The following is a 21,549-nucleotide window of genomic DNA, read 5'->3' as shown; positions in this document are numbered from 1 at the left end:
AGTGTTCTGCAACTTGTAAGTACTTTTTAATTTGTTTTAGTTCTTTGGAGATAAAACCATGACGATTCGCGTCGCAATCAACGGCTATGGCCGTATCGGCCGTAATATCCTTCGTGCACATTACGAAGGCGGTAAGTTTAAAAATGAGATACAGATCGTTGCTATCAATGATCTAGGCAATGCAGAGTCAAATGCACATTTGACACGCTACGATACTGCGCACGGCAAATTCCCAGGCACAGTGACAGTTGAAGGCGATTTCATGATCGTCAATGGCGACAAGATCAAGGTTTTTGCTGAACGTAACCCAGCTAATATCCCTTGGGGTGAGTTGAATGTAGACGTGGTTCTGGAATGCACAGGCTTCTTCACGACAAAAGAAAAAGCATCCGCCCACATCGCTGGCGGCGCTAAGAAAGTCATTATCTCTGCACCAGGCGGAAAAGACGTCGATGCAACTGTCGTTTTCGGTGTGAACCACGGCGTCTTAAAAGCCACTGATACCGTCATCTCGAACGCTTCTTGCACCACTAACTGCCTGGCTCCATTGGCTAAAGTCTTGAACGACACAGTTGGTATCGTCAATGGTTTGATGACCACGATCCATTCTTACACCAATGATCAAGTATTGACCGACGTCATGCATGAAGATTTGCGTCGTGCCCGCTCTGCGACACAATCGATGATCCCAGCTAAAACTGGGGCTGCTGCCGCAGTTGGCTTGGTATTGCCAGAATTAAACGGTAAATTGGATGGTTATGCGATACGCGTACCGACCATCAACGTTTCTATGGTTGATCTGTCCTTTATCGCAGGTCGCGATACCAGCATAGAAGAAATCAATAAAGTATTGAAAGATGCATCCGAAGGCGCCCTAAAAGGTATCTTGGATTACAACACAGCGCCTTTGGTTTCTGTTGATTTCAATCACAATCCAGCATCCAGCACTTACGACGAAACCTTGACTAAAGTATCCGGTCGTTTGGTTAAAGTCTCTAGCTGGTACGATAACGAGTGGGGTTTCTCTAACCGTATGCTCGATACGACGGTTGCATTGATGGGCGCTAAGTAATTGCGTAGACGATTGAGTTAGTGATGCATTTAAAAATACCCCGAACTTTCGGGGTATTTTTTTGTCTATGCTGGGTGATTTGATTTCTTAGGAGGGAATATGTCATTAAAGTTTAATCTTAGTCCGCGTAAGTTGTTCGCCGAAAACAAGGGTTTTTTGCTGTTTTTAATTGGCATGATACTCATGCGTAGTGCTGTCGCTGACTGGTATTTAGTGCCGTCTAGTTCTATGTATCCTAGTCTTCTGGAAGGCGATCGGGTGATTTGTGATCGAGTCGCGTATGACGTGAAACTTCCGTTTACCGACGTGATACTGGCGCATGTAGCCGATCCTCAGCGCGGTGACATCGTGACCTTTAGTTCGCCTGAAGATGGGGTGCGCCTGGTCAAGCGCCTGATTGCGCTACCTGGTGATGTGGTCGAAATGCGCGACGAAAAACTCATCATTAATGGTGTCGCGGCGAGTTATACAGCTATCGCGGCCAAGAGCGCTGATCATCTGACACCAACGCGTGAATATGCGAGAGAGCAATTGGTCTTTAATGAAACTCTGGGGACATTACAACATGGCATGATCGTCATGCCTGACCGTGCTGCGATGCGTAACTTTGCACCGATTACTGTGCCGCAGGGCGAGTATATGATGCTGGGCGATAATCGGGATAATAGTCGCGACTCGCGCTTTATCGGACTAGTGAAGCGTGAATTAATTACCGGACAGGTGAAGCGCCTGATGTTTTCTCTGAATGCAGATAATTACTATTTGCCTAGATGGGAACGTTTCGGTGCGGGAGTCTAATTGTCTTGCCAGTCGTACTCAGCTCCCGATTCTAGTTTTAGCTAGCTACTAGAGTCGCGAGCATTTTTGATTTATTGCTTGGTCGTTGCTACGTATCCAAGCGTTGCTGAAATTTGTTCCGCTGTAGAGATCAGATCGGCCAGCCATTCTTCCTGGAGACGCCCGGCTGGGGCAGAAATCGATAGTCCAGCGATCATTTTGCCGCTGTCGTCACGTATTCCCGCGGCCATACAGCGTACCCCGAGTTCTAATTCTTCATTGTCGCGGGCGTAACCATTTTCCCTTACTTCAGATAATTCTTTTTCTAGTTTTGCCAGATCAGTGATGGAATTTTTGTTGTGGCCAGCTAAACCGGTGCGTGTGGTGTAAGCGCGTATTGCCTTCGGTTCATCCAGTGATAAAAACAATTTTCCGGTTGAGGTTAAATGCAACGGCGCGCGGCCACCGATGGCGCGTACCACCTGCATTCCAGAGCGCTCGGAAAAAGCTCGGTCTATATATACAATTTCATCGCCTTGACGCACTGATAAATTAACGGTCTGCTGGGTTTGTCTGTGCAGAGTGCGCATAAATTCCAGGGAAGCTTCGCGCACATTCAGACGGCTCTTGACCACATTACCCAATTCTAGCAGGCGCATACCGAGGCGATAGGAGCCAGCTTCTGCTCTATCGACGAAGCGGGTTTTGACCAAATCGTTCAAAATGCGGTGCGCGGTTGATGGATGCAGACCCGTGACTATGGCCAGTTCCTTTAGACTAACAGGATCTTGGTAACGCGCCAAAGCATCGAGTAGTGAGGTTAGGCGCTCTATGACTTGGATGGAAGTTTTATCGGAAGCTGCGGTTTCGGTTTTCATATTGTGGTTGGTGCATTGCAATATATCCTTTATACCATAATGTGAAAAAAATGGCAGTAGCAATATTCAGAAATAATGTGTTTCCAGCAAAAGATTTGATGAGTCTCAGGAGTGATTGCACAAATTCCGCAATTCAAGCTTCTCCTGTTAAAATTTGCCTGAGAAAAACTTAAAATTAATCAAGGGGTGGCATGGAACAGCAAGAACCAGCAGTGAGTCAATTTAAAAGTAAAAGTGGTTTTGCTAGAATTTTTTCTGCACTGTTTTACTCTATCGATGGCTTTAAGGCGGCATGGAAGAATGAGCATGCGTTTCGCCAAGAGTTATTGTTAGTGGTGACTGGCGCGGTGATCGCATTATTTTTACCGGTCTCAGCCTTTGAAAAATTAATGATGATCGCCGTCCTGGTTTTGATCCTGGTGGTCGAGTTGATTAACTCGGCGATTGAGGCGGTAGTCGATAGAGTCTCGCTAGAACGCAATCCTCTCTCAAAGAATGCCAAAGACTTCGGCAGTGCAGCAGTCTTGCTGACGCTCCTGATCGCGCTAGCGACCTGGGGCGTGGTGTTATTCAATCGTTTTTATTACTGAATCTGGAAATTGAGCTAGATGGATTTTGCCAACCCTATGATGGCGGTGTTTAATGCGCTAGCAGGGTCACTCAAGGCATCGCAAATCGTCAAATGATTGCTTTCTGGCAGCGCGATACTGGTGTGATGCTGATGTTTCCAGTGCTTTTCTAACATGCTGGTTTGTCGTTTGAATTCGTCTGATTCCAGGCCTCCCACCGCAGTAATGAAGGGGATGGCTTGCGACAAAGGCATCAGGCCCGGTGATAGTGGCAAGATACGTTCCTCAGTTAGCTTGAGATCGACGTTGACGAAATCGGTCTGCAGTAAAGGGCTTAAATCATAGACGCCTGAGAGCAGGGCAGCGGCCTTGATCAGACGCTCAGGCAATGCTGCATCATAGGTACTCCAGTTTGCCGTCATCAGCATTGCCGCTAGATGCGCGCCGGCTGAATGTCCGACCAAGATAATGCGCTCGCCATCGATTTCATATCTTTCCGCATTTTTATACAACCATGCCAGGGCACGTAATTGCTGCTGGACGATTTCTTCTATGCTGGCCTCAGGTGCCAGGCTGTAGTTGAGCATGGCGACATTCATTCCTGCGTTGGTGTAGGCCGGCGCCAGCGAAGAAAAATCAGACTTATCTAATGAGCGCCACCAGCCACCGTGAATGAAGACCAACAGCGGCGCATTGGCAACGCGGGTGGGGAAGAGATCTAATCGCTCGCCCGCGCTCTCGCCATACATCAGATCAAACAAACCGGCATGTCGGCGCCGTACTTGTGCTGATTGCTCTACCCATCGCGTGAAAATATAAGGATGCTCAGGGATATTGGCACGGGCATTGTATTGTTCGCTGTAATAGTCGGCGGAGCGGGCGGTATTTTTCATGGATGTGCGGTAGCAGAACGAAATAAAAAACTATGCTAACCCAAGTTCAAGTGGAAGGGTATTACGGCTTTTACCTAGGCTAGCTGCTCTCAGAAGTTGACACTTTGATTTTCGCTTATACTGGGAGCCGGCAATGCCGATACCAAGGGCTAGCAATTGAGTTTGAAAATTCAGCTAGCGGATACGGTGAGGTAAAATTTTCTTAACTTTCTCCTTTTTATATGACTAAGCACACAATAAAACAATTCGTCTTAATGGCAGTGATTGCTGCCAGCAGTGCTTCAACTAGTGTTTTTGCTCAATCGTTTGACTCTGTTCGTTTATTTGGTGCAGCCCCGGGTAGCGATGGCGGTTTAGTCGGTGTTGGTGCGGTGATGGGTACAGAGTACCGTGGTTCTGATCAGCGTCGAAACATGGTTGTTCCTCTGCTCGACTATCAGTGGAGTAATGGCTGGTTTGCAGGTACCAGTAATGGTGTTGGTTATAATTTCTCTAAAACCCCTGGCCTTGATTACGGCGTGCGTTTGACTGTTGATTTAGGACGAAAAGAAAATCGCTCGGATGCTTTGCGTGGCATGGGTGATATCGCTGCCAAAGCTGAATATGGTGCATTTCTGAACTATTCCGTGACACGTGAGTTCACCCTGACATCTTCTTATCGTTACGGTTCCCGCGACAACAATAAAGGAAGTGTGTTGGATCTTGGTGCCGTGTATTCATTCATGCTCGCTCCCACCTGGCGTATGGCGCTAGGCGCAGCAACTTCTGTTGTTGATAGTGACTATATGCAGACCAATTTTGGGGTGACTAAAGCGCAGGCGGCGAGTAGTAATTACGCGGCGTACACCCCGAAAAGTGGCATACGTGATGTGCGTGCTTCTAGCAGCCTTACCTACATCATTAATCCACGTGCATCGATGACTGCCGTTTTATCTTATAGCAGCTTGGCTAGTGAGGCTAAAAATAGCCCGCTGACCCGCGATAGTAATGCGCTTACCGGGGTATTGGCAGCGGTTTACGCATTCTAAATAGCGATTTGAGTCAGCGTCAGTAGTGTGGTGACTGTTGACGCTGATTAATTAGCTGTCAGTTGAAGATATAGGCGCGGTAAAACTTGCGGTAACTCGGCCGCATTTTTTACCAAGACATAGCCATTGCTGCCAAATAGATGAGGCAGGTAATCGCCCGCTTTTTCGTCGATGGTGACGCAAAATGGGGTCAATCCCAGGCGTCGTGCTTCCTGAATGGCGATGCGGGTGTCTTCGATGCCGTAGCGACCCTCATATTTATCCAGATCATTCGGTTTCCCATCTGTCAGTATCAACAACAGGCGGCGTCCAGTTTTTTGTTTGGAGAGAATTTGCGAGGCATGTCGGATCGCCGTACCCATGCGGGTGTAATAACCAGGTTTTAGTGCTGCCAGACGCCCGCGTATCTGTTCGTTATAATGCTCGTCAAAGCCCTTGAGTAAATGAAAGCGCACATTGTCGCGCCGTACTGAAGAGAAACCATACAGCGCGAATCTATCACCTGTAGTTGCCAACGCCTCACTGAACAGATACAAGCTGTCTCGTATTACATCGATCACACGTGCAGAATTATTCACCCAGGCATCGGTCGATAAAGAAAGATCAGCAAGTAACAGACAAGATAAATCGCGTATTTGTTGTCTCTGATCGATATATAAACCAGGTTCTGAGGTGGGCATTCCACTGTTTTTTTCGGAGGCGAAGCGCACGCAGGCATCTAAGTCAAGATCGCTGCCACTAACCTGGCCCTTGAGTCTGGTGCGTAAGGGCATCAGAGTTTGAAATTGTTGGCGCAAGCGCTGAGCGGTTGGTTTTAAGGCTAGCGGCAGTTCGCATGGCTGACTGTCTTTTGCCAGCATCATTTGCACTCTGCAATGCTTGGCTTGTAGCAGCCGTTTGCGGTAGTCCCATTCGGGATAGCGGATACCATCGGCCAGCAGGATGTCATCATCCGACTCGCCCGGCAAATCCAGATCAAAACGGATGCGGCTGGTGGTGGTTTTGCTGTCGCTGGCTACACTTAAAAAATCAAGATCATTGGCGGCTTTTTCAGCATCATCGTTATCGTCTTCATCCAGCGGCCGGTCTACTTTGACAAACTCGGCCCAGGAAAACAGGCTCTCTGCGCGAAACAACAGCATGAAAGGACTCTTGCCGTCGGGCATTTTGACGTTTTCGGCTTGGCGTTTGCGTGCTTGCTGGTCTTTTTTGAGTGTGCCGCCATCGGGTTGCTGAGGCTCATTTCTGGCCGCTTTTCTTTGCTCGCCCATTGCTAGTGGTGGGTCTGGGTGTAGCCACAGCATGACCGGAGCAACTGGCTTACGGCCCGCCTGAAAAATGCTGACGCTACCTGGTTCGCTGAGTGCCTGCCGTATGCTACGTTCAGCCTTGGTTTCTAGGTCAGGTAGTGATTCTGGCGCTGGGCGCAGTGCGAACTCGGCTAGGTAAAGCCGTTCGTATGTTATTTTCAAACCAGGTAGCGCCTCCAGGCAAGCTTGTGTTGCAGCTTGATTGCGAACTATCCAACTCGCATCCGGTGCGACATCATGTGCCGCTAGGGCGATTAACCAAAAATACAGATCGCGGTTTAACTCCGTGCTGGGGAAATGCTCAATCCAGGCCGGCAAATGCAGGGTGGTTTCATTGGCCCACGCCAATTCTACTTTTTCACTGATGCCGGCAACCCGTTCTAGCCAAAGCCGCCGTGCGCCGTGCGTGGTGGCGGTACCCGCCTGCAGCGTCAGCGCGCTATCTCCGCCTAGCGCACGGAAGTAAATTGGCGCGATCCTTTCTATCTGTTTCAGCTCAATCCGGGCAGCAGGATAGCCACGATAGGCCACCCGGGTAATAAGCTTGTCCCACAGCCCGCCTATATATTCTTCCATCTATGACACTCCGTTTGACTTGGTTTTGCCAGTGTCGTCACGCACCAGGGCAATTTGTATGGTCTTCGCTTGGCTACCCGTGAGTGCCGCTTCTGATTCAGCGCGCACGTGATTGACCCAGCCCAGTAACTCGCCTTCGGGATTGTCTGTTTGAGTGTGCGTGCAGGCGTCTACGCACTGACCGCATTGCACGCAGGCGAACATCATGCGTTTAACGTTGCGCGGGTTAAGGCGCATAGGGCAGACATGATCGCAGGCAGAAAAACAACTGGCGCAGTCCTTGGCGCGCTCGCGCTCAAAGCCGACCACCATCGCCTTGTCATTGCCCATCCAGGCTAAACTTTGGAATAGGCCGACAGCGCAGGCGTATCGGCAAAATAAATGGCGCGCGAACATGAATTCGATAAAAAAGGCGATACTGCCGGCAGTCAGGAATACCGCCTGATTTCTGGTTAAGCTCCAGTGCCAGATATTGCCGTAGATTTCAGCGGGCGGCAGCAAGTAAGTCAGAAGTACGCTTGCCCACACGATAGCGCAGATGATCACAAGGGGAATCACCCCTAACCACCAGATCGCGTCTGGCGTGGTGATACTGCCGTCGGCATTGCGCTCATCCATTTTCTCGGCATCCCAAATACTTTGCTTGCCTATGGCTTTTCTAAGTGTTTGATTGATGGTTTCGACGATGGAAAAATGTGGGCACAGCCAACCGCAATACAGGCGACCCCATTTCCAGCTGACATAGATTAAGGCTGCGCCTACAGACAGTAAGGGTAAAAATGCACGCAGAAAAATATTCATCGCGGCTTGACCGGCAGTGATGCCACCGGATGAGAAATTGTCCAGCCCTAAAGTCCAGTCCATGCTTAGAAAGATGAAATGCCCCAGGTGTAGATCGAGCCGAAATAAATCAAAGATAGGCGCAAAGATAAACAGGATGAAGAAACCAGCCTGAGTGAGTTGACGCCAGCGCTGAACCGAGACGCCGAACAGTCCTGTATGCGCCTTGGCAGCGACTGGAATTGCTGCAGCTACTCTGGGACCAGTACTGGGTAACTTCTTCGTACGTATCAGTTCTTTGGATAACATATTTGCCACCTTTACCACTTCCTGCTTCCTATCAGAGGGTAAACATAGGTTTGCTTGGCCATTGCGCGTGCCAGGCCCAACACTCCAAATAGTATCAGGGCAGCATGACAGCAAACGAAGTAAAGTATCAAGAGCATCCAGGTATAGGGTGATTGAAAGCCGCCCAAAAATACGATCAACAGCGTGACGATCGCCAGCAAGACCCCAGCCCAGATACTGGCGATGACGGTCTGCCGCAAATGGCAGCGCGTCAATTCTGATTCGCTTTTGGGATTGCTATGCGCTAGCCACAATAGCATCAGAAAACCTAGACCTGGGAGTAGCAGTAGGTTAATCAGATACAGGGCTTCAGCCTGTACTGCAACGGATACATCGGTCTCTGGCGTATTCATGTTTGGCTTATTTTGCCATGCTGGCTTTGATCACTTCGCGCAGGGCCGCCGCGGTGTCAAGGTCGTCGGTCAGCGGTTCTACCATAGCCGCCTGACAAGCGAGTAGTGGATCACATCCAGCCTTGATCAAAGTTGCAGCATACACCAACAGACGGGTGGAGGCGGCTTCTTCCAAATCGTGATTTTTTAGTTGACGGAAATGTCCCGCAAGTTTCACCAGACGTTGGGCTGTGGCGCTGTCTATACCAGTTTCCTTGATCAAGATGTCTTGTTCTAGCGCGGCCGGAGGGTAATCGAACTGGATCGCGATGAAGCGCTGGCGGGTCGATGGTTTGAGGTTTTTTAATAGATTCTGGTAGCCCGGGTTGTACGACACTACCAGCATGAATTCTTGCGGAGCTTGTAACTCCTCTCCGGTGCGTTCTATCGGCAAGATGCGTCTGTCGTCGGTCAGCGGATGCAAAACTACCGTGGTGTCTTTGCGGGCCTCGACTACCTCATCGAGATAACAAATCCCGCCTAGTCGTACCGCTCTGGTGAGTGGCCCGTCGGACCAAATGGTCTGGCCATCACCGATCAGATGGCGACCAACCAAGTCGGCTGCGGTCAGGTCGTCATGACAGGCCACCGTGATCAAGGGACGTGCCATTTTGGCTGCCATATGTGCCACGAAGCGCGTCTTGCCACAACCAGTCGGACCCTTGATGAGTAAGGGGAGTTGGTGATGGTAAGCATATTCAAACAGTGCGCATTCATTGCCAACTGGCTGGTAAAACGGGAGTTGCTTTACTTCGCGCACATTAAGTAGTTGGTGCGAGGTCAAATCGTTCATGACAGACTTTCTGAGATCTTTAATTAAATTCGGGTGAAGCTAAACCAGATTGTGCCAAGTACGGCAAGCAACCACGTCAGTACGATGATGCGCCATGGGCCTGCAACATGTCGTAGCGCCATAAATCTATCGATAACAATACTCCCTTTAATCAAGGTCGCCAGCAATACTGGCAAGAGAATATTTTTACCCAGGTAGTCAGTTTCTGCCAGGCCGAAACTGAGGCTGGTAAGCGCTAAAAGCATAAGCCATTGATAGGTCGCAGTTTTGATGTTGATCATGTTCGCTCTAATGGGCTAAGTGAATGCCCCGCCTTAATGTAAAACATAAATCAGGGGGAACAGGATGATCCACACCAGATCAACCATATGCCAATAAGCGGCACCAGTTTCGGCACCTTCATGATGCGCAGCGCTGTAGCCGCCTTGCCAGGCTTTGATGGCAATCGCGCCAAGTATGAGCATGCCTAAAATGACATGCATGAAATGGAAAAAAGCCAGAAACAGGTAAAACATGTAAAAATTATTGGTCGACATGCTGATGCCGGCATCGTACTTTCCAGCAAATTCCAAAAACTTTAAGACAACAAAAAATCCGCCGCAAGTGATCGCCGTCATTAGCCATTTTGCACAGACTTTGCCTTGGCCGCGCTGAAGCGCTGCGATCGCCCTGACGACAAAGTAGCTACTACTGACGAGTAATAGCGTGTTGATGAAGCCAGTGCCGCGATCCAATTGTTTTTGCGACTGATTAAACAGCTCTACATGGTGTGAGCGGGTAATGGCATACGAGATAAAGAATATGCCAAAGACCAATAATTCGGCCAGGATAAAACACCACATCGCAAAGTCGCCGGGTAAGGCGCGGCCATGCTGATTTTGATTAAGATCGACAATCGCGGTGGAGGGGAGTGCTTGAGGAGTATTCACGATGGAGATGAAGTTGCCCGCCGGTGGACGGGCAACTTATTTGGTTTTATTGCAATTTGCTAGGTTTTACTTATTGGTAACTGCAAGCGTTTCGCCTTTGACGAAGAAGCTAGCGATATACAGTGCCAGACCTATCGTGAAGACAACACCTGAACCTAAGCGCAACCAGTAGAAAATCACCAGTTGATCTTGGGTCGCCATAAAGGACATCGGTGTGGTTGAAATTCTTTGCAACCATACTTGCAAAATACCAGCTGCGGTCAGGAATAAGGTGATGAATACCATCGATACTGTCATCAACCAGAATGCCCACATTTCGACCACTTGCGATTTATTGCTATTGGCTTCACGACCGCGCATGATAGGCATGGTGTAGCTAATCATCGTCAAGATCACCATCGCATAGGCACCGTAAAACGCCATGTGACCGTGTGCTGCAGTGATTTGCGTGCCGTGCGTGTAATAGTTGACTGGTGCCAAAGTATGTAAGAAACCCCATACGCCAGCGCCCAGGAAAGCCATGACACCGGTACCTAAAGCCCACAAAACCGCGGCCTTGTTTGGATGGTCACGACGGCGACGGTTGACCATATTGAAGGCAAACACGGTCATCATGAAGAACGGTATTGGTTCCAGAGCAGAGAACACGCTACCCCACCATTGCCAGTATTCAGGTGCGCCTATCCAATAGTAGTGATGGCCAGTACCGATGATGCCGGAGATCAAAGACATCGCGATAATCACATACAACCATTTTTCTATGACTTCTCTATCCACGCCAGTGACTTTCACCAGTACGAAGGCCAGCATGGCACCTAAGATCAGTTCCCAAACGCCTTCTACCCACAGATGGACTACCCACCACCAGTAGAATTTATCCTTGACCAGATTGCTAGGGTTGTAGAACGAGAAAAGATAGAAAATCGCCAGACCCCATAAACCAGCTAGCATGACCAGACTGATACTGGTTTTACGGCCACGTAAAACGGTCATGGAAATGTTGAACAGGAAAACCAGCGCAACGATGACGATCCCTACCTTGGTCGGCAGCGGTTGCTCTAGAAATTCGCGACCCATGGTTTCGAGTAGATCGTTACCAGTCAGTTTTGCCAAAGTTGCGTACGGTACTGCCAGATAACCAACGATGGTCAGTGCGCCAGCGATCAAAAAAATCCAGAACATCAGCATCGCCAGTTTAGGGCTATGCAGTTCGCGTTCAGATTCTTCCGGGATTAGATAATAGGCTGCGCCCATAAAGCCGAACAACATCCAGACGATCAACAGATTGGTGTGAACCATCCTGGCAACGTTGAATGGGATCGCCGGAAATAGAAAATCTCCGATGATGTACTGCAGGCCCATAATCAGGCCGAACAGAATTTGCCCTAAAAAGAGGCCAATCGCCGCGATGAAATAGGGCTTCGCGACTGCCTGTGATTTGTATTGCATGGTGTTTCTCCGCTTATTTTAACTATTGATACTTATTTTTCTTATATGTTTCTTTTATTTTTACCCCAATGTATTAGCCTTCGATATTTGGTGGCCATTTGTTGGTATTGATTTCTGAAGAATATTTAAGAAATTCGATCATGTCGGCCATTTCTGTATCGTTCAAATGGAATTGCGGCATTTGACGACGACCAGGAGCGCCGGTAGGTTGGGAGTTAATCCATGCTTTGATAAAATCAGGTCCCCGACGTTTGTAGACGTTACCTAATTCTGGTGCGAAATAGGCACCTTCACCGAGCAAAGTATGACAACCGATACAGTTACGGGTTTCCCAAATTTTCTTACCGCGTATCGCTGATTCGGTAAGGTTGGCCCTATTGTCTTGCTTAGGCAGGGTCGTCATCGTATCGAAGCTGAGCCCTAAAAAAAGCAAGAAGAAGAATACCGAGCCGCCATAAAAAATATTCCTGGCAGTCGATTTTGTGAACGATGAGCTCATTTGAAGAACCCCCTTTGTTATTGTGATTTATAAAGAAAACTAGCTTACTTACCTATTTGCACCGACTAGCAAAAGCCATTTCGAAATTGGCGTGGGACATATTCCAACTTCGAGGCAATGTTATTAGCTTTGAAATTTAAAGTCCTTGATGAAGGTCAACGATAAATTAGTCGGAACAGGAATGCAGTCTCTAAGTTTCTCGCCTGAGGCACTCACTCCTTGCGCTGGCGTTGCGAGGCATGTACCTCGCTAAACACCTAAGTTATGCACTTGACGTAGAATGTCAAAGAATTAAGCATTCTTAAAGGCTAGCCTATCCATGAATCAAAAAAATAGTACTGACTCTATCTCTGCCACTGCGCTCATTCATAGCAAGTATCAGGCGCCATCCGGCTTTGCTGCTTTCCCCAGCGCGATCCATCATGCCTCTACGGTGCTGTTTAAGGATGTCGCTGCGATGCGTGAGCGCAAATGGCAAGATAAATCGGCTTACACCTATGGCCTGCATGGCACACCCACCAGTTTTACGCTAGAGGCCAGACTGGCTGAGATCGAGCAGGGTAAGTATTGCCTGCTAGCGCCGAGTGGCTTGGCGGCGATTAGCTTGGTGAATATGGCGCTGTTGCAGGCTGGCGACGATGTCTTGCTGCCCGAGAATGTGTATAGCCCGAGTCGGGATTTAGGTGATTGGCTGGCGCGTAGCTTTGGCGTCAGTGTGCGCTATTACCATCCTTTAATCGGGGCCGCGATCGCCGACCTGATACTGCCCAATACCAAATTGATTTGGACTGAAGCACCGGGCTCCGTGAGTATGGAAGTGCCGGATATTCCAGCAATATGTGCGGCCGCGCACGCAAAAAATGTACTGGTGGCATTGGATAATACCTGGTCGGCAGGAATCGCCTTGCCGGCCTTCGCGCACGGCGTCGATATCATCATGCAAGCGCTTACCAAGTATCAAAGCGGAGGCTCGGATGTGTTGATGGGCGCGGTGATTACGCGCGATCAGGCGATTAATTTGCGGCTGCAGGCGGCGCATATGCGTCTCGGATTTGGGGTAGGCATGGATGATGTGTATCTGGTGTTGCGCAATCTTGATACTCTGAAGCTACGTTTTGATGCGCATGACCAAAGTGCCCGTAAGCTGGCTACCTGGCTTGGCACGCGCCCTGAGATAGACACGGTTTTGCATCCGGCCTTGGCGAGTTGCCCAGGGCACGCAATCTGGGCGCGCGACTTCACCGGCGCTGGCGGTCTGTTCTCGGTGCTGGTCAATGCGCGTTACAGTGAGCCGCAGACCGATCATTTTGTGAACAGTCTGAAATTATTTGGCATAGGTTTTAGCTGGGGTGGTGCGCGTAGTTTGTGCTTGCCATATCGGATACAGCAAATGCGCAGCGATTGGCAGCATCAGGGTACTTTGCTACGCTTTAACGTAGGCTTGGAAGACTGCGATGATTTGATCGCGGATATCACTCAGGCGCTGCAGCAAATGTAAAGCGAGGCTCTCGCCTAATTGATGAAATAAGGGGAGTATAGGTAAAAATAGCCTAATTCGCGCATATTCTATAAGCGCATGAAAATATACCTAGGGGAGTATATTTAGTGATCAAATATCTGCCTAGCTGAGCTGGACAGATATTTGAAATCCTGGAACGACTGGCGTCGTTTTCTTTGATTGGCGTATTACTAACTTAGTTGTGAGCTTAGTTGTGAACTTAGCCGCGGCCTAAGCAGCGAACTAAGCAGCGACCTAAGCAGCGACCTAAGCAGGCACGACGCGCCGTAACCAATTGCCGATATCTCTGATCTCTTCTTCGCATACCGAGTGTTGCATCATGTATTCGTGCCACTCTAGCGCGTAGCCAAGCTCTTGCAAAAGATTGCGTGATTGTTCTGCCCGTAACAGTGGTATCACAGGATCGGCGGTGCCATGCGCCAGAAAAATAGGTGTGGCTTGATTGGCCGCAGTTCTTTCGCTTGCCACCACCTCGCGTAATGCGACATAGCCAGATAGACAAAGCAAACCGGCTAATTTTTCAGGATGACGTAAGCCTACTTGCAAGGCCATCGCGCAGCCTTGCGAGAAGCCAGCCAAGATAATACGTTCAGCCGGAATGCCACGCGCTTTTTCGCGTGCTATCAAGCTTTCTATGCGAATTTGCGACAGTCTTAATCCCGCCTCATCCTCACGCTTAACGATATCAGCACCCATAATGTCGTACCAGGCGCGCATCACATAGCCACCGTTCAGTGTCACAGGCATGGTCTGCGCGTGTGGAAACACGAAACGGATACCGGCGCAGCCGCTCAGGTCTAGTTCTTTGACGATAGGGACGAAGTCATTGCCATCGGCACCCAAGCCATGCAGCCAGATTACGGCAACGCTAGGATTTGGGGCGCTTTCAATTTCTATGCAATCTAGTAAAACGGTGGTCATATAGATTAACTTTATGAGGGTTTAATTTTCGGCTTTTGGGCGTAAGGCTGATTTAGGGCGAAATACTTTACACACTGCGTCGTGGGTTTCTACGTAAGGACCGCCGATCAGATCGATGCAGTAGGGCACCGCTGAGAATATCCCGGCAACTAGCTGAACGCCATTGGCGTCTTTGAGACCTTCCAGCGTCTCCTTGATCGACTTTGGCTGGCCCGGCAAATTCATGATCAAAGCCGCGTGTTCTGCGCTTTCGCGTATCACCGCCACTTGTCGGGACAGAATAGCAGTAGGCACAAACTTCAGACTGATCTGGCGCATTTGCTCGCCAAAACCTGGCATCTCCTTGGTCGCTACTGCTAGCGTTGCCTCTGGGGTGACATCGCGCCGCGCCGGACCGGTGCCACCAGTGGTGATCACCAGATCGCACAGCGCCTTATCGACTAAATCGATTAAGGCGGCTTCTATGGCGGCGCGCTCATCCGGGATCAATCGTGTTTCCATGATCCAGGCTGAACTCAGGGCTGCACCAAACCATTCTTGCAAGGCTGGTAGCCCCATGTCCTGATAAACACCGGCTGAGGCCCGATCCGAGATCGAGACTAAGCCTATCCGTAGGGCACGCTCCGACTTGTCAGCGTTGCCGCTAGCAAGTTCACTCATCGTCTTCCTCGTCATCGCCTTCAGCATCATCAGCAGAGCCTGCTGTTTTTACTTTAGAAAGTTCTTTGAGTAATTGGAAGATTTCGCGATACGCTTTTGGCGGCTTGCTCTCGGCTTGCTCTTTGCGCGCATTACGTATCATGGTGCGTAATTGTTGCGCATCGATTTCCGGATATTCGGCCATCAATTCGGTCACTGCAGTATCGTTGGCTAATAATTTGTCGCGTTTGCGCTCTAAAGCATGCATGGCGGCAGTATCCGATTTGGATGCACCTTTCCAGCTGTCTATGGTTTTTTGTATGAGCGCCACTTCGGTCTCATCTAAAGTACGCATCTTTTTACCGACAAACTGCAATTGTCGGCGACGGCCTTCGTGATCCTTGATTTTTTGACATTCAAGGATGGCATCGCGCACATCTTCCGGCATAGGCACACGCTTTACGCGGTCGCGCGGCTGGTCGATTAGTTCTTGACCTAGCTTTTGCAGACCTGTCATTTCACGTTTTAACTGTGATTTTGAAGGGCGTTCGTACTCTTGTTCGAACTCGGTGGACTTGAAGCCACAGGAGCCTCGATTTGGATTTGGCATAATTGACTCGCCTTTATTCTATAAACTTATTGAAACGGCTGCTATGATACCCTTTTTATCTACGCAACTAAAGAAACCGCCCATGAGCAAACCAGTTTTTACCCATACTCAGGATCAGTTAAGGCAAATTGCACAAGATATGTTGCGTTTTGCACGTGAAAAAGGCGCAACTGACGCCGCTGTCGAAATTAGCGAAGGCGGAGGGCTTTCTGTCAGTGTGCGTAAAGGCCAGGTCGAGACGATAGAACAGAATCGCGATAAAGGCATAGGCGTGACCGTGTATATCGGACAAAAACGCGGCAATGCCAGCACTTCTGATTTTTCGCAAAAATCTTTATTGGACACGGTCGATGCCGCTTACAACATCGCGCGCTTTACCGCTGAAGACAATTGTTCCGACTTGCCTGATGCCGCTTTGCTGGAGATGCATCCGCAAGATTTACAATTATTTTATCCCTGGTTAGTGAGCGCCGAAGAGGCGATCGAGTTGGCTCGCCGTACCGAGGCCGCCGCTTACGCGGTCGATAAACGAGTGACCAATTGCGAAGGCGCTGGCGTGCATGCACAGCAATCGCACTTTGTTGCGGCCAATTCACGTGGCTTCATGGGTGGTTATCCATTTTCGCGCCATACCATTTCGGTTTCTCCTATCGCTGGCAAGGGCGCGCGCATGCAGCGTGACGATTGGTACAGCTCACAACGCAATGCTAAAAAACTGGCCCAGCCGGAAGCCATAGGACGCTATGCCGCCGAGCGCGCTCTGGCGCGCATGAATGCACGCAAGCTCGATACGCGTAAATGTGCGGTGCTGTTTGAAGCGCCTTTGGCAGCCGGATTGCTGGGTTCTTTCGTACAAGCGGTCTCTGGCGGTGCCTTGTATCGCAAATCTAGCTTCTTACTCGACTCATTAGGAACTCAGATTTTTCCTACGCACTTACAAGTAGTGGAAGACCCGCATATTCCCGGTGGCGTAGGATCCTCCCCGTTTGATGACGAAGGCGTCAAGACGCAGCGTCGCGATGTGGTCAAGGATGGTATTTTGCAGGGATACTTTTTGTCCTGTTACTCAGCGCGCAAATTGGGTATGCAAACCACAGGTAATGCCGGTGGTTCACATAACCTGACACTGAGTTCTACGCAAACCAAAAAAACGGATAACTTTAAGGCCATGTTAAAAAAGATGGGCACCGGACTGTTGGTGACCGAGTTGATGGGGCAGGGCGTCAATTATGTGACTGGCGATTATTCACGCGGTGCATCCGGTTTTTGGGTCGAGAACGGCGTGATTCAATATCCGGTAGAAGAGATCACCATCGCCGGTGATATGCGTCAAATGTTCCAGCAAATCGTCGCGATAGGTGCTGATACCCTGATTCGCGGCACCAAGCAAACCGGCTCTATTCTGATAGAGAATATGACTGTTGCCGGTAGTTAAGTCGTTTTTGTCGTAATGCTGGATACGTAGAAATACTTAAATTTAAGCGAGGCTAGGATTTATCTGAAGATGAATCCTAGCCTTTGTTTTTTATAAGTGCTTGATTTTTATGGAATTTAAAATATACACGCTGTTAAATACGCTGGAAATACATACTGCAATCAATGTTTATGTTGCAATGCAATATAAACATTGATTGCGAGCTTGATACTCTGCCCATAGAATGGATTTCGCTTGCATAGTAAGTAAGACTTAATTAGCTTCAATTAGTCTTAATTTATGCACATTGCAGGCGAACCCCGAACCGAAGAAATCGGAAATATCCTTATATTGGAGACAGCATGGAACGTCGTTCCTTTCTAAAAAAAGCAGCAGTAAGCGCCTCTGTAGGTGCCGCCAGTGTGGCAGTTGCAACGCCGGCCTTGGCAGAAACCCCTACGCTTAATTGGCGTTTGGCATCAAGTTTTCCTAAAAGCTTGGATACTATTTACGGTGCGGCTGAGGTGTTTTGCAACCGCGTTAAAGAACTGACCGAAGGTAAATTTAATATTCGCCCTTTTGCTGGTGGCGAAATCGTGCCAGGCCCAGCGGTGCTCGATGCGGTCAAAGACGGCACGGTAGAGATGGGACATACCGCTTCCTACTACTTCTTTGGTAAAGATGCGACCTTCGCATTTGATACCGCGATGCCATTTGGCCTGACATCACGTCAGCAAACAGCGTGGATGTTGCATGGCAATGGTATGAAGCTGATGCGTGAATTCTTTGCTGAATACAATGTGGTGAACTTCTTGGGCGGAAATACCGGCACTCAAATGGGTGGCTGGTTTCGCAAAGAAATCAAAACGGTAGAAGATCTGAAAGGTCTGAAATTTCGCGTCGGTGGTTTTGCCGGTAAGGTCATGACCAAGTTGGGTACCGTACCTCAGCAAATTCCAGGTAGTGATATCTACACCGCGCTAGAAAAAGGCACGATAGACGCTGCTGAATGGGTAGGCCCTTACGATGATGAAAAACTAGGTTTCTACAAAGTGGCCAAGGTTTACCACTACCCAGGTTGGTGGGAAGGTGGCGCGCAATTATCCTTCTACGTCAGTAAAAAAGAATGGGAAAAATTGCCTAAGCTGTTTCAGCACGCAATCGAAGTGGCGTCCATGGAAGCCCATACAGATATGCAAGCGAAATACGATGCCAAAAATCCAGCTGCACTGGGACGCCTGTTGCAAAACAAAATTTCTCTTAAGCCTTTCCCGCAGCCTGTGATGGAAGCTTGCTTTAAAGCGGCTCAGGAAACTTTCAATGAAGAAGCCGCTAAGAACCCTAAGTTCAAAAAAGTCTACGATGACTGGGTCGCGTTCCGGAATAACCAAGGTCAATGGTTTAACGTCGCGGAACAATCATTCGCCAAATTCAATATGTCGCGCGCCCTGAAATAAATTATCCGGTCCGGAAGCGCTATTGTTTAATAAAAAAAGCCGCACTTACCATGCGGTTTTTTTTCGTTTACAGAACTGCCGGTACGGATTTATTGTTGCAACATATTAATTAAGCTGCTCTACCGTTGGCCAGTGTGGAAATTGGTAGGCGAGATCGATTAGGTGTAAAAAACCCGCTGATGCGGGTTTTTTTTATGCTTACCTCTGTTATTGAGTAAATTTCGGAGCAGGTGCTTCTTCTTCTTTATCCCCGGTGGGTTGATTTGTACCTTCCGGTAAATTGACCGGATTGCCATCATCAACAGTATCAATAGGCATAGTAATATTTAGCTGAACTTCCTCTTTCATATTCGTCTTTTTCTCAACCGAGACTATGCTAGGGAATGCAATAATTAGACTTACCATAATGATTTGAGCTGCGACAAAGGGGATGGCACCCCAATAAATGTCGCTGGTTTTGACCTCTTTAGGAGCCACTGAGCGCAGGTAAAAAAGTGCAAAGCCAAACGGCGGGTGCATGAAGGATGTCTGCATATTTACCCCTAGTAAAACACCGAACCAGATCAGATCAATCCCCATTTTTTCAGCTACCGGGCCGACTAAAGGCACCAGGATGAAGGCTAGTTCAAAAAAGTCTAGGAAGAAGGCCAATACAAAAAACATGATATTGACCACGATCAGAAACCCTACGTTGCCACCTGGCAGTGAAGTCAATAAATGCTCCACCCATAAGTCGCCATTGACTGCACGGAAAACCAGGGAGAATACGGTGGAGCCGATCAGAATAAACACCACAAAGCAAGACAGGCGCGACGTCGAATTCATAGCTTGCTTGGTCAGATCCCAGGATAGGCGGCGGTTCATCATGGCCAGCACCATTGCGCCGAAAGCGCCCATGCCGCCCCCCTCGGTTGGAGTGGCGATACCAATAAAGATGGTGCCTAAAACTAGGAAAATCAGAGCCAGCGGTGGGATTAAAACAAACACTACTTTTTCGGCCATACGTGACAATAGACCTATCTTGAACTGACGGTTGAGTATGGCGAGTACAAATGCGAATGCGATTCCTATGCTGGCAGAATAAATCACTAATTCGTCCGTCGCCACATCTGGGTGACCGGCGGCGTAGTACTTAGAATAGCCAACGCTGGCGGCCACACTCAGTATCAGTAAGATCAATAAAGATACGGCACCGCTATCGCCATTGCTTTGACGTAGATTGCGGGCTTCTGGTGGCAAGGCCGGTACCCAAGTTGGTTTGATGATGGAAATGAGTAAGATGTAGCCTGCATACATGGCAGTGAGTACCAGGCCGGGAATAAAGGCTGCCTGATACATGTCGCCGACAGAGCGGCCCAATTGATCTGCCATGACGATGAGAACTAATGATGGCGGAATAATTTGCGCCAAAGTCCCGGAGGCAGCAATCACGCCCGACGCGACTTTTTTATCGTAACCGTAACGCAGCATCACAGGTAAGGAAATCAAACCCATAGAAATAACCGAAGCTGCTACTACGCCGGTAGTGGCCGCCAGTAAGGCACCAACAAAAATCACGGCATAGGCGACGCCACCACGCAAGGGGCCGAACAACTGGCCTATGGTGTCGAGTAAATCCTCGGCCATGCCGGAGCGTTCTAATATTAATCCCATAAAGGTAAAGAAGGGGATCGCCAATAAAGTGTCGTTCGACATGATGCCGAAGATTCGGTTGGGGAGTGCCTGTAATAACTCAGGTTTAAGCAGGCCGAATTCTATGCCTAAGAAACCGAAGAATAAACCGTTAGCAGCGAGTGCAAATGCAACCGGGAAGCCCGAGAGCAGAAACAGTACTAGTGTGGCAAACATGATGGGAGCCATATTTGCGATGATGAAAGCCGTCATTTATTTGTCTCCGCCGGTTTATTTTAAATTATTTGCGGTTTTAATCGCTTCAATTTCTTCTTCTGGTGTGGCAGCGTGTTTTTCAAATTCACTTGCATCCACTAATCCTTGCAAAAAGCCTATGCGCTTGATGAGTTCGGAGACGCCTTGCAGACTCAGCATCAAGAAACCGATAGGTATCAATAATTTGGCAGGCCAGACTATCAAGCCTCCTGCATTGCTGGACATCTCCTGGCTCTGTATAGAGATCCACGCAAAGGGAATCGCGAAGTAGAGTATGAGTCCTGCCATCGGCAATAGAAAAAAGCTGAAACCAAAAATATCCATCCAGACCTGGGCGCGCTTAGAAAAGCGACCAGAGATGACGTCGATGCGTACATGTTCGTTTCTACGTAAGGTGTAGGAGGTGCCGAGCAGAAAAACCGCGGAAAATAAATACCACTGAATTTCTAGCCAGCCATTCGAGCTGGTGTTGAAGATGTAACGCACCAATGCGTTGCCGGTGCAAATAAGAACAGCGGCCAATAGCGCCCAACTCACTGCGTGGCCTATCTTTTCATTGAACGTGTCGATTGATCTCGAAATCGAGATGAGAAATTTCATTGCTTGTCTCCTGGTGTTAAATTTTTTTGTATCCATCAGTGAAAACCTGAGGATTTTTTTTCAGAACGAGGCAAGTATAAAACATTTTGTCGCAAGGACAAGTCGTGAAAGCAGGCAGTGGGGCGGGATTTTGATGGAAAGAGACAGTTCCAGTATTTCTACTTAGATCAAAAGTGAGAAATACGGTCAGTATAAGAGCATTGCTCGCA

The 21,549-nt window shown here is 48.8% G+C and carries 22 protein-coding genes; 7 read left to right on the top strand and 15 right to left on the bottom strand.

Features of this window, described 5'->3' with window-relative positions; translation table 11 throughout:
• Window positions 1-58: 58 nt before the first annotated feature.
• Both gap and lepB read left to right on the top strand, forming a co-directional pair.
• The gene (gap, locus tag EJN92_RS21075) at window positions 59-1,072 is read left to right on the top strand and encodes a type I glyceraldehyde-3-phosphate dehydrogenase (RefSeq protein ID WP_126129632.1); all 1,014 of its coding nucleotides are present in this window, start codon (window positions 59-61) and stop codon (window positions 1,070-1,072) included.
• A gap of 99 nt (window positions 1,073-1,171) precedes the next feature.
• A complete protein-coding gene (gene lepB, locus EJN92_RS21070) occupies window positions 1,172-1,870 on the top strand; it encodes a signal peptidase I (protein ID WP_126129631.1) in 699 nt (232 codons plus the stop codon).
• Window positions 1,871-1,941: 71 nt separating this feature from the next.
• On the opposite strand, the gene EJN92_RS21065 is transcribed toward lepB, so the two are convergent.
• Window positions 1,942-2,727: an IclR family transcriptional regulator gene (locus EJN92_RS21065; RefSeq protein ID WP_126129630.1), complete on the bottom strand. Its 786-nt coding sequence runs from the start codon at window positions 2,725-2,727 to the stop codon at window positions 1,942-1,944.
• A 191-nt stretch (window positions 2,728-2,918) separates the two neighbouring features.
• Here EJN92_RS21065 and EJN92_RS21060 point away from each other — a divergent pair, with 191 nt between their 5' ends.
• Window positions 2,919-3,317, top strand: coding sequence for a diacylglycerol kinase (locus EJN92_RS21060; RefSeq protein WP_126129629.1), 399 nt, complete (start codon window positions 2,919-2,921; stop codon window positions 3,315-3,317).
• A 14-nt stretch (window positions 3,318-3,331) separates the two neighbouring features.
• On the opposite strand, the gene EJN92_RS21055 is transcribed toward EJN92_RS21060, so the two are convergent.
• Window positions 3,332-4,189 carry an alpha/beta hydrolase gene (locus tag EJN92_RS21055; RefSeq protein WP_126129628.1) on the bottom strand — a complete coding sequence of 286 codons (858 nt, stop codon included), beginning with the start codon at window positions 4,187-4,189 and terminating at the stop codon, window positions 3,332-3,334.
• 221 nt (window positions 4,190-4,410) lie between these two features.
• On the opposite strand from EJN92_RS21055, the gene EJN92_RS21050 reads away from it, so the two are divergent.
• The gene (locus tag EJN92_RS21050; RefSeq protein ID WP_126129627.1) at window positions 4,411-5,217 is read left to right on the top strand and encodes a MipA/OmpV family protein; all 807 of its coding nucleotides are present in this window, start codon (window positions 4,411-4,413) and stop codon (window positions 5,215-5,217) included.
• Window positions 5,218-5,264: 47 nt separating this feature from the next.
• Here EJN92_RS21050 and EJN92_RS21045 read toward each other — a convergent pair whose 3' ends face one another.
• The 8 genes from EJN92_RS21045 to EJN92_RS21010 all read right to left on the bottom strand — a co-directional run bounded on the left by EJN92_RS21045 (window position 5,265) and on the right by EJN92_RS21010 (window position 12,293).
• Window positions 5,265-7,103, bottom strand: coding sequence for a nitric oxide reductase activation protein NorD (locus EJN92_RS21045; RefSeq protein ID WP_126129626.1), 1,839 nt, complete (start codon window positions 7,101-7,103; stop codon window positions 5,265-5,267).
• Complete coding sequence (locus tag EJN92_RS21040; RefSeq protein WP_126129625.1) at window positions 7,104-8,192, bottom strand: 4Fe-4S binding protein; 1,089 nt, start codon at window positions 8,190-8,192, stop codon at window positions 7,104-7,106.
• Window positions 8,193-8,203: 11 nt separating this feature from the next.
• The gene (locus tag EJN92_RS21035; protein ID WP_126129624.1) at window positions 8,204-8,584 is read right to left on the bottom strand and encodes a hypothetical protein; all 381 of its coding nucleotides are present in this window, start codon (window positions 8,582-8,584) and stop codon (window positions 8,204-8,206) included.
• 7 nt (window positions 8,585-8,591) lie between these two features.
• Complete coding sequence (locus EJN92_RS21030; RefSeq protein ID WP_126129623.1) at window positions 8,592-9,416, bottom strand: CbbQ/NirQ/NorQ/GpvN family protein; 825 nt, start codon at window positions 9,414-9,416, stop codon at window positions 8,592-8,594.
• A 23-nt stretch (window positions 9,417-9,439) separates the two neighbouring features.
• Window positions 9,440-9,697, bottom strand: coding sequence for a cytochrome C oxidase subunit IV family protein (locus tag EJN92_RS21025; RefSeq protein WP_126129622.1), 258 nt, complete (start codon window positions 9,695-9,697; stop codon window positions 9,440-9,442).
• Window positions 9,698-9,730: 33 nt separating this feature from the next.
• The gene (locus EJN92_RS21020; RefSeq protein WP_227869625.1) at window positions 9,731-10,345 is read right to left on the bottom strand and encodes a cytochrome c oxidase subunit 3 family protein; all 615 of its coding nucleotides are present in this window, start codon (window positions 10,343-10,345) and stop codon (window positions 9,731-9,733) included.
• 66 nt (window positions 10,346-10,411) lie between these two features.
• Window positions 10,412-11,794, bottom strand: a complete 1,383-nt coding sequence (locus EJN92_RS21015; RefSeq protein WP_126129621.1) for a cbb3-type cytochrome c oxidase subunit I — start codon at window positions 11,792-11,794, stop codon at window positions 10,412-10,414.
• A 73-nt stretch (window positions 11,795-11,867) separates the two neighbouring features.
• Complete coding sequence (locus EJN92_RS21010) at window positions 11,868-12,293, bottom strand: c-type cytochrome (RefSeq protein WP_126129620.1); 426 nt, start codon at window positions 12,291-12,293, stop codon at window positions 11,868-11,870.
• 319 nt (window positions 12,294-12,612) lie between these two features.
• Here EJN92_RS21010 and EJN92_RS21005 point away from each other — a divergent pair, with 319 nt between their 5' ends.
• Window positions 12,613-13,791 carry a cystathionine beta-lyase gene (locus EJN92_RS21005; protein WP_126129619.1) on the top strand — a complete coding sequence of 393 codons (1,179 nt, stop codon included), beginning with the start codon at window positions 12,613-12,615 and terminating at the stop codon, window positions 13,789-13,791.
• Window positions 13,792-14,058: 267 nt separating this feature from the next.
• Here EJN92_RS21005 and EJN92_RS21000 read toward each other — a convergent pair whose 3' ends face one another.
• From EJN92_RS21000 to yjgA, 3 genes are read right to left on the bottom strand one after another with little or no spacing between them, the layout of a single operon-like run.
• A complete protein-coding gene (locus tag EJN92_RS21000) occupies window positions 14,059-14,733 on the bottom strand; it encodes an alpha/beta hydrolase (protein WP_126129618.1) in 675 nt (224 codons plus the stop codon).
• A gap of 21 nt (window positions 14,734-14,754) precedes the next feature.
• Complete coding sequence (gene mog / locus EJN92_RS20995; RefSeq protein WP_126129617.1) at window positions 14,755-15,393, bottom strand: molybdopterin adenylyltransferase; 639 nt, start codon at window positions 15,391-15,393, stop codon at window positions 14,755-14,757.
• Complete coding sequence (yjgA, locus tag EJN92_RS20990) at window positions 15,386-15,982, bottom strand: ribosome biogenesis factor YjgA (protein ID WP_126129616.1); 597 nt, start codon at window positions 15,980-15,982, stop codon at window positions 15,386-15,388. The genes mog and yjgA overlap by 8 nt, the downstream gene beginning before the upstream one ends.
• An 82-nt stretch (window positions 15,983-16,064) precedes the next feature.
• On the opposite strand from yjgA, the gene pmbA reads away from it, so the two are divergent.
• Complete coding sequence (gene pmbA, locus EJN92_RS20985; RefSeq protein WP_126129615.1) at window positions 16,065-17,417, top strand: metalloprotease PmbA; 1,353 nt, start codon at window positions 16,065-16,067, stop codon at window positions 17,415-17,417.
• A 341-nt stretch (window positions 17,418-17,758) separates the two neighbouring features.
• Entirely contained in the window at window positions 17,759-18,853 is a 1,095-nt protein-coding gene (locus EJN92_RS20980) for a TRAP transporter substrate-binding protein (protein ID WP_126129614.1), read from the top strand.
• A gap of 207 nt (window positions 18,854-19,060) precedes the next feature.
• Here EJN92_RS20980 and EJN92_RS20975 read toward each other — a convergent pair whose 3' ends face one another.
• Together EJN92_RS20975 and EJN92_RS20970 are read right to left on the bottom strand one after the other, a co-directional pair.
• Window positions 19,061-20,737, bottom strand: coding sequence for a TRAP transporter large permease (locus tag EJN92_RS20975; RefSeq protein ID WP_126129613.1), 1,677 nt, complete (start codon window positions 20,735-20,737; stop codon window positions 19,061-19,063).
• Between the two features lie 18 nt (window positions 20,738-20,755).
• Window positions 20,756-21,340 (bottom strand): TRAP transporter small permease subunit, encoded by a 585-nt coding sequence (locus tag EJN92_RS20970; protein WP_126129612.1) that lies wholly within the window; start codon window positions 21,338-21,340, stop codon window positions 20,756-20,758.
• Between the last annotated feature and the right edge of the window lie 209 nt (window positions 21,341-21,549).

Source organism: Undibacterium parvum (assembly GCF_003955735.1).
Classification (GTDB): Bacteria; Pseudomonadota; Gammaproteobacteria; order Burkholderiales; family Burkholderiaceae_D; genus Undibacterium; species Undibacterium parvum.
Note: the sequence above shows the minus strand (reverse complement) of the source record. Positions and strands in the feature narration are given on the sequence as shown.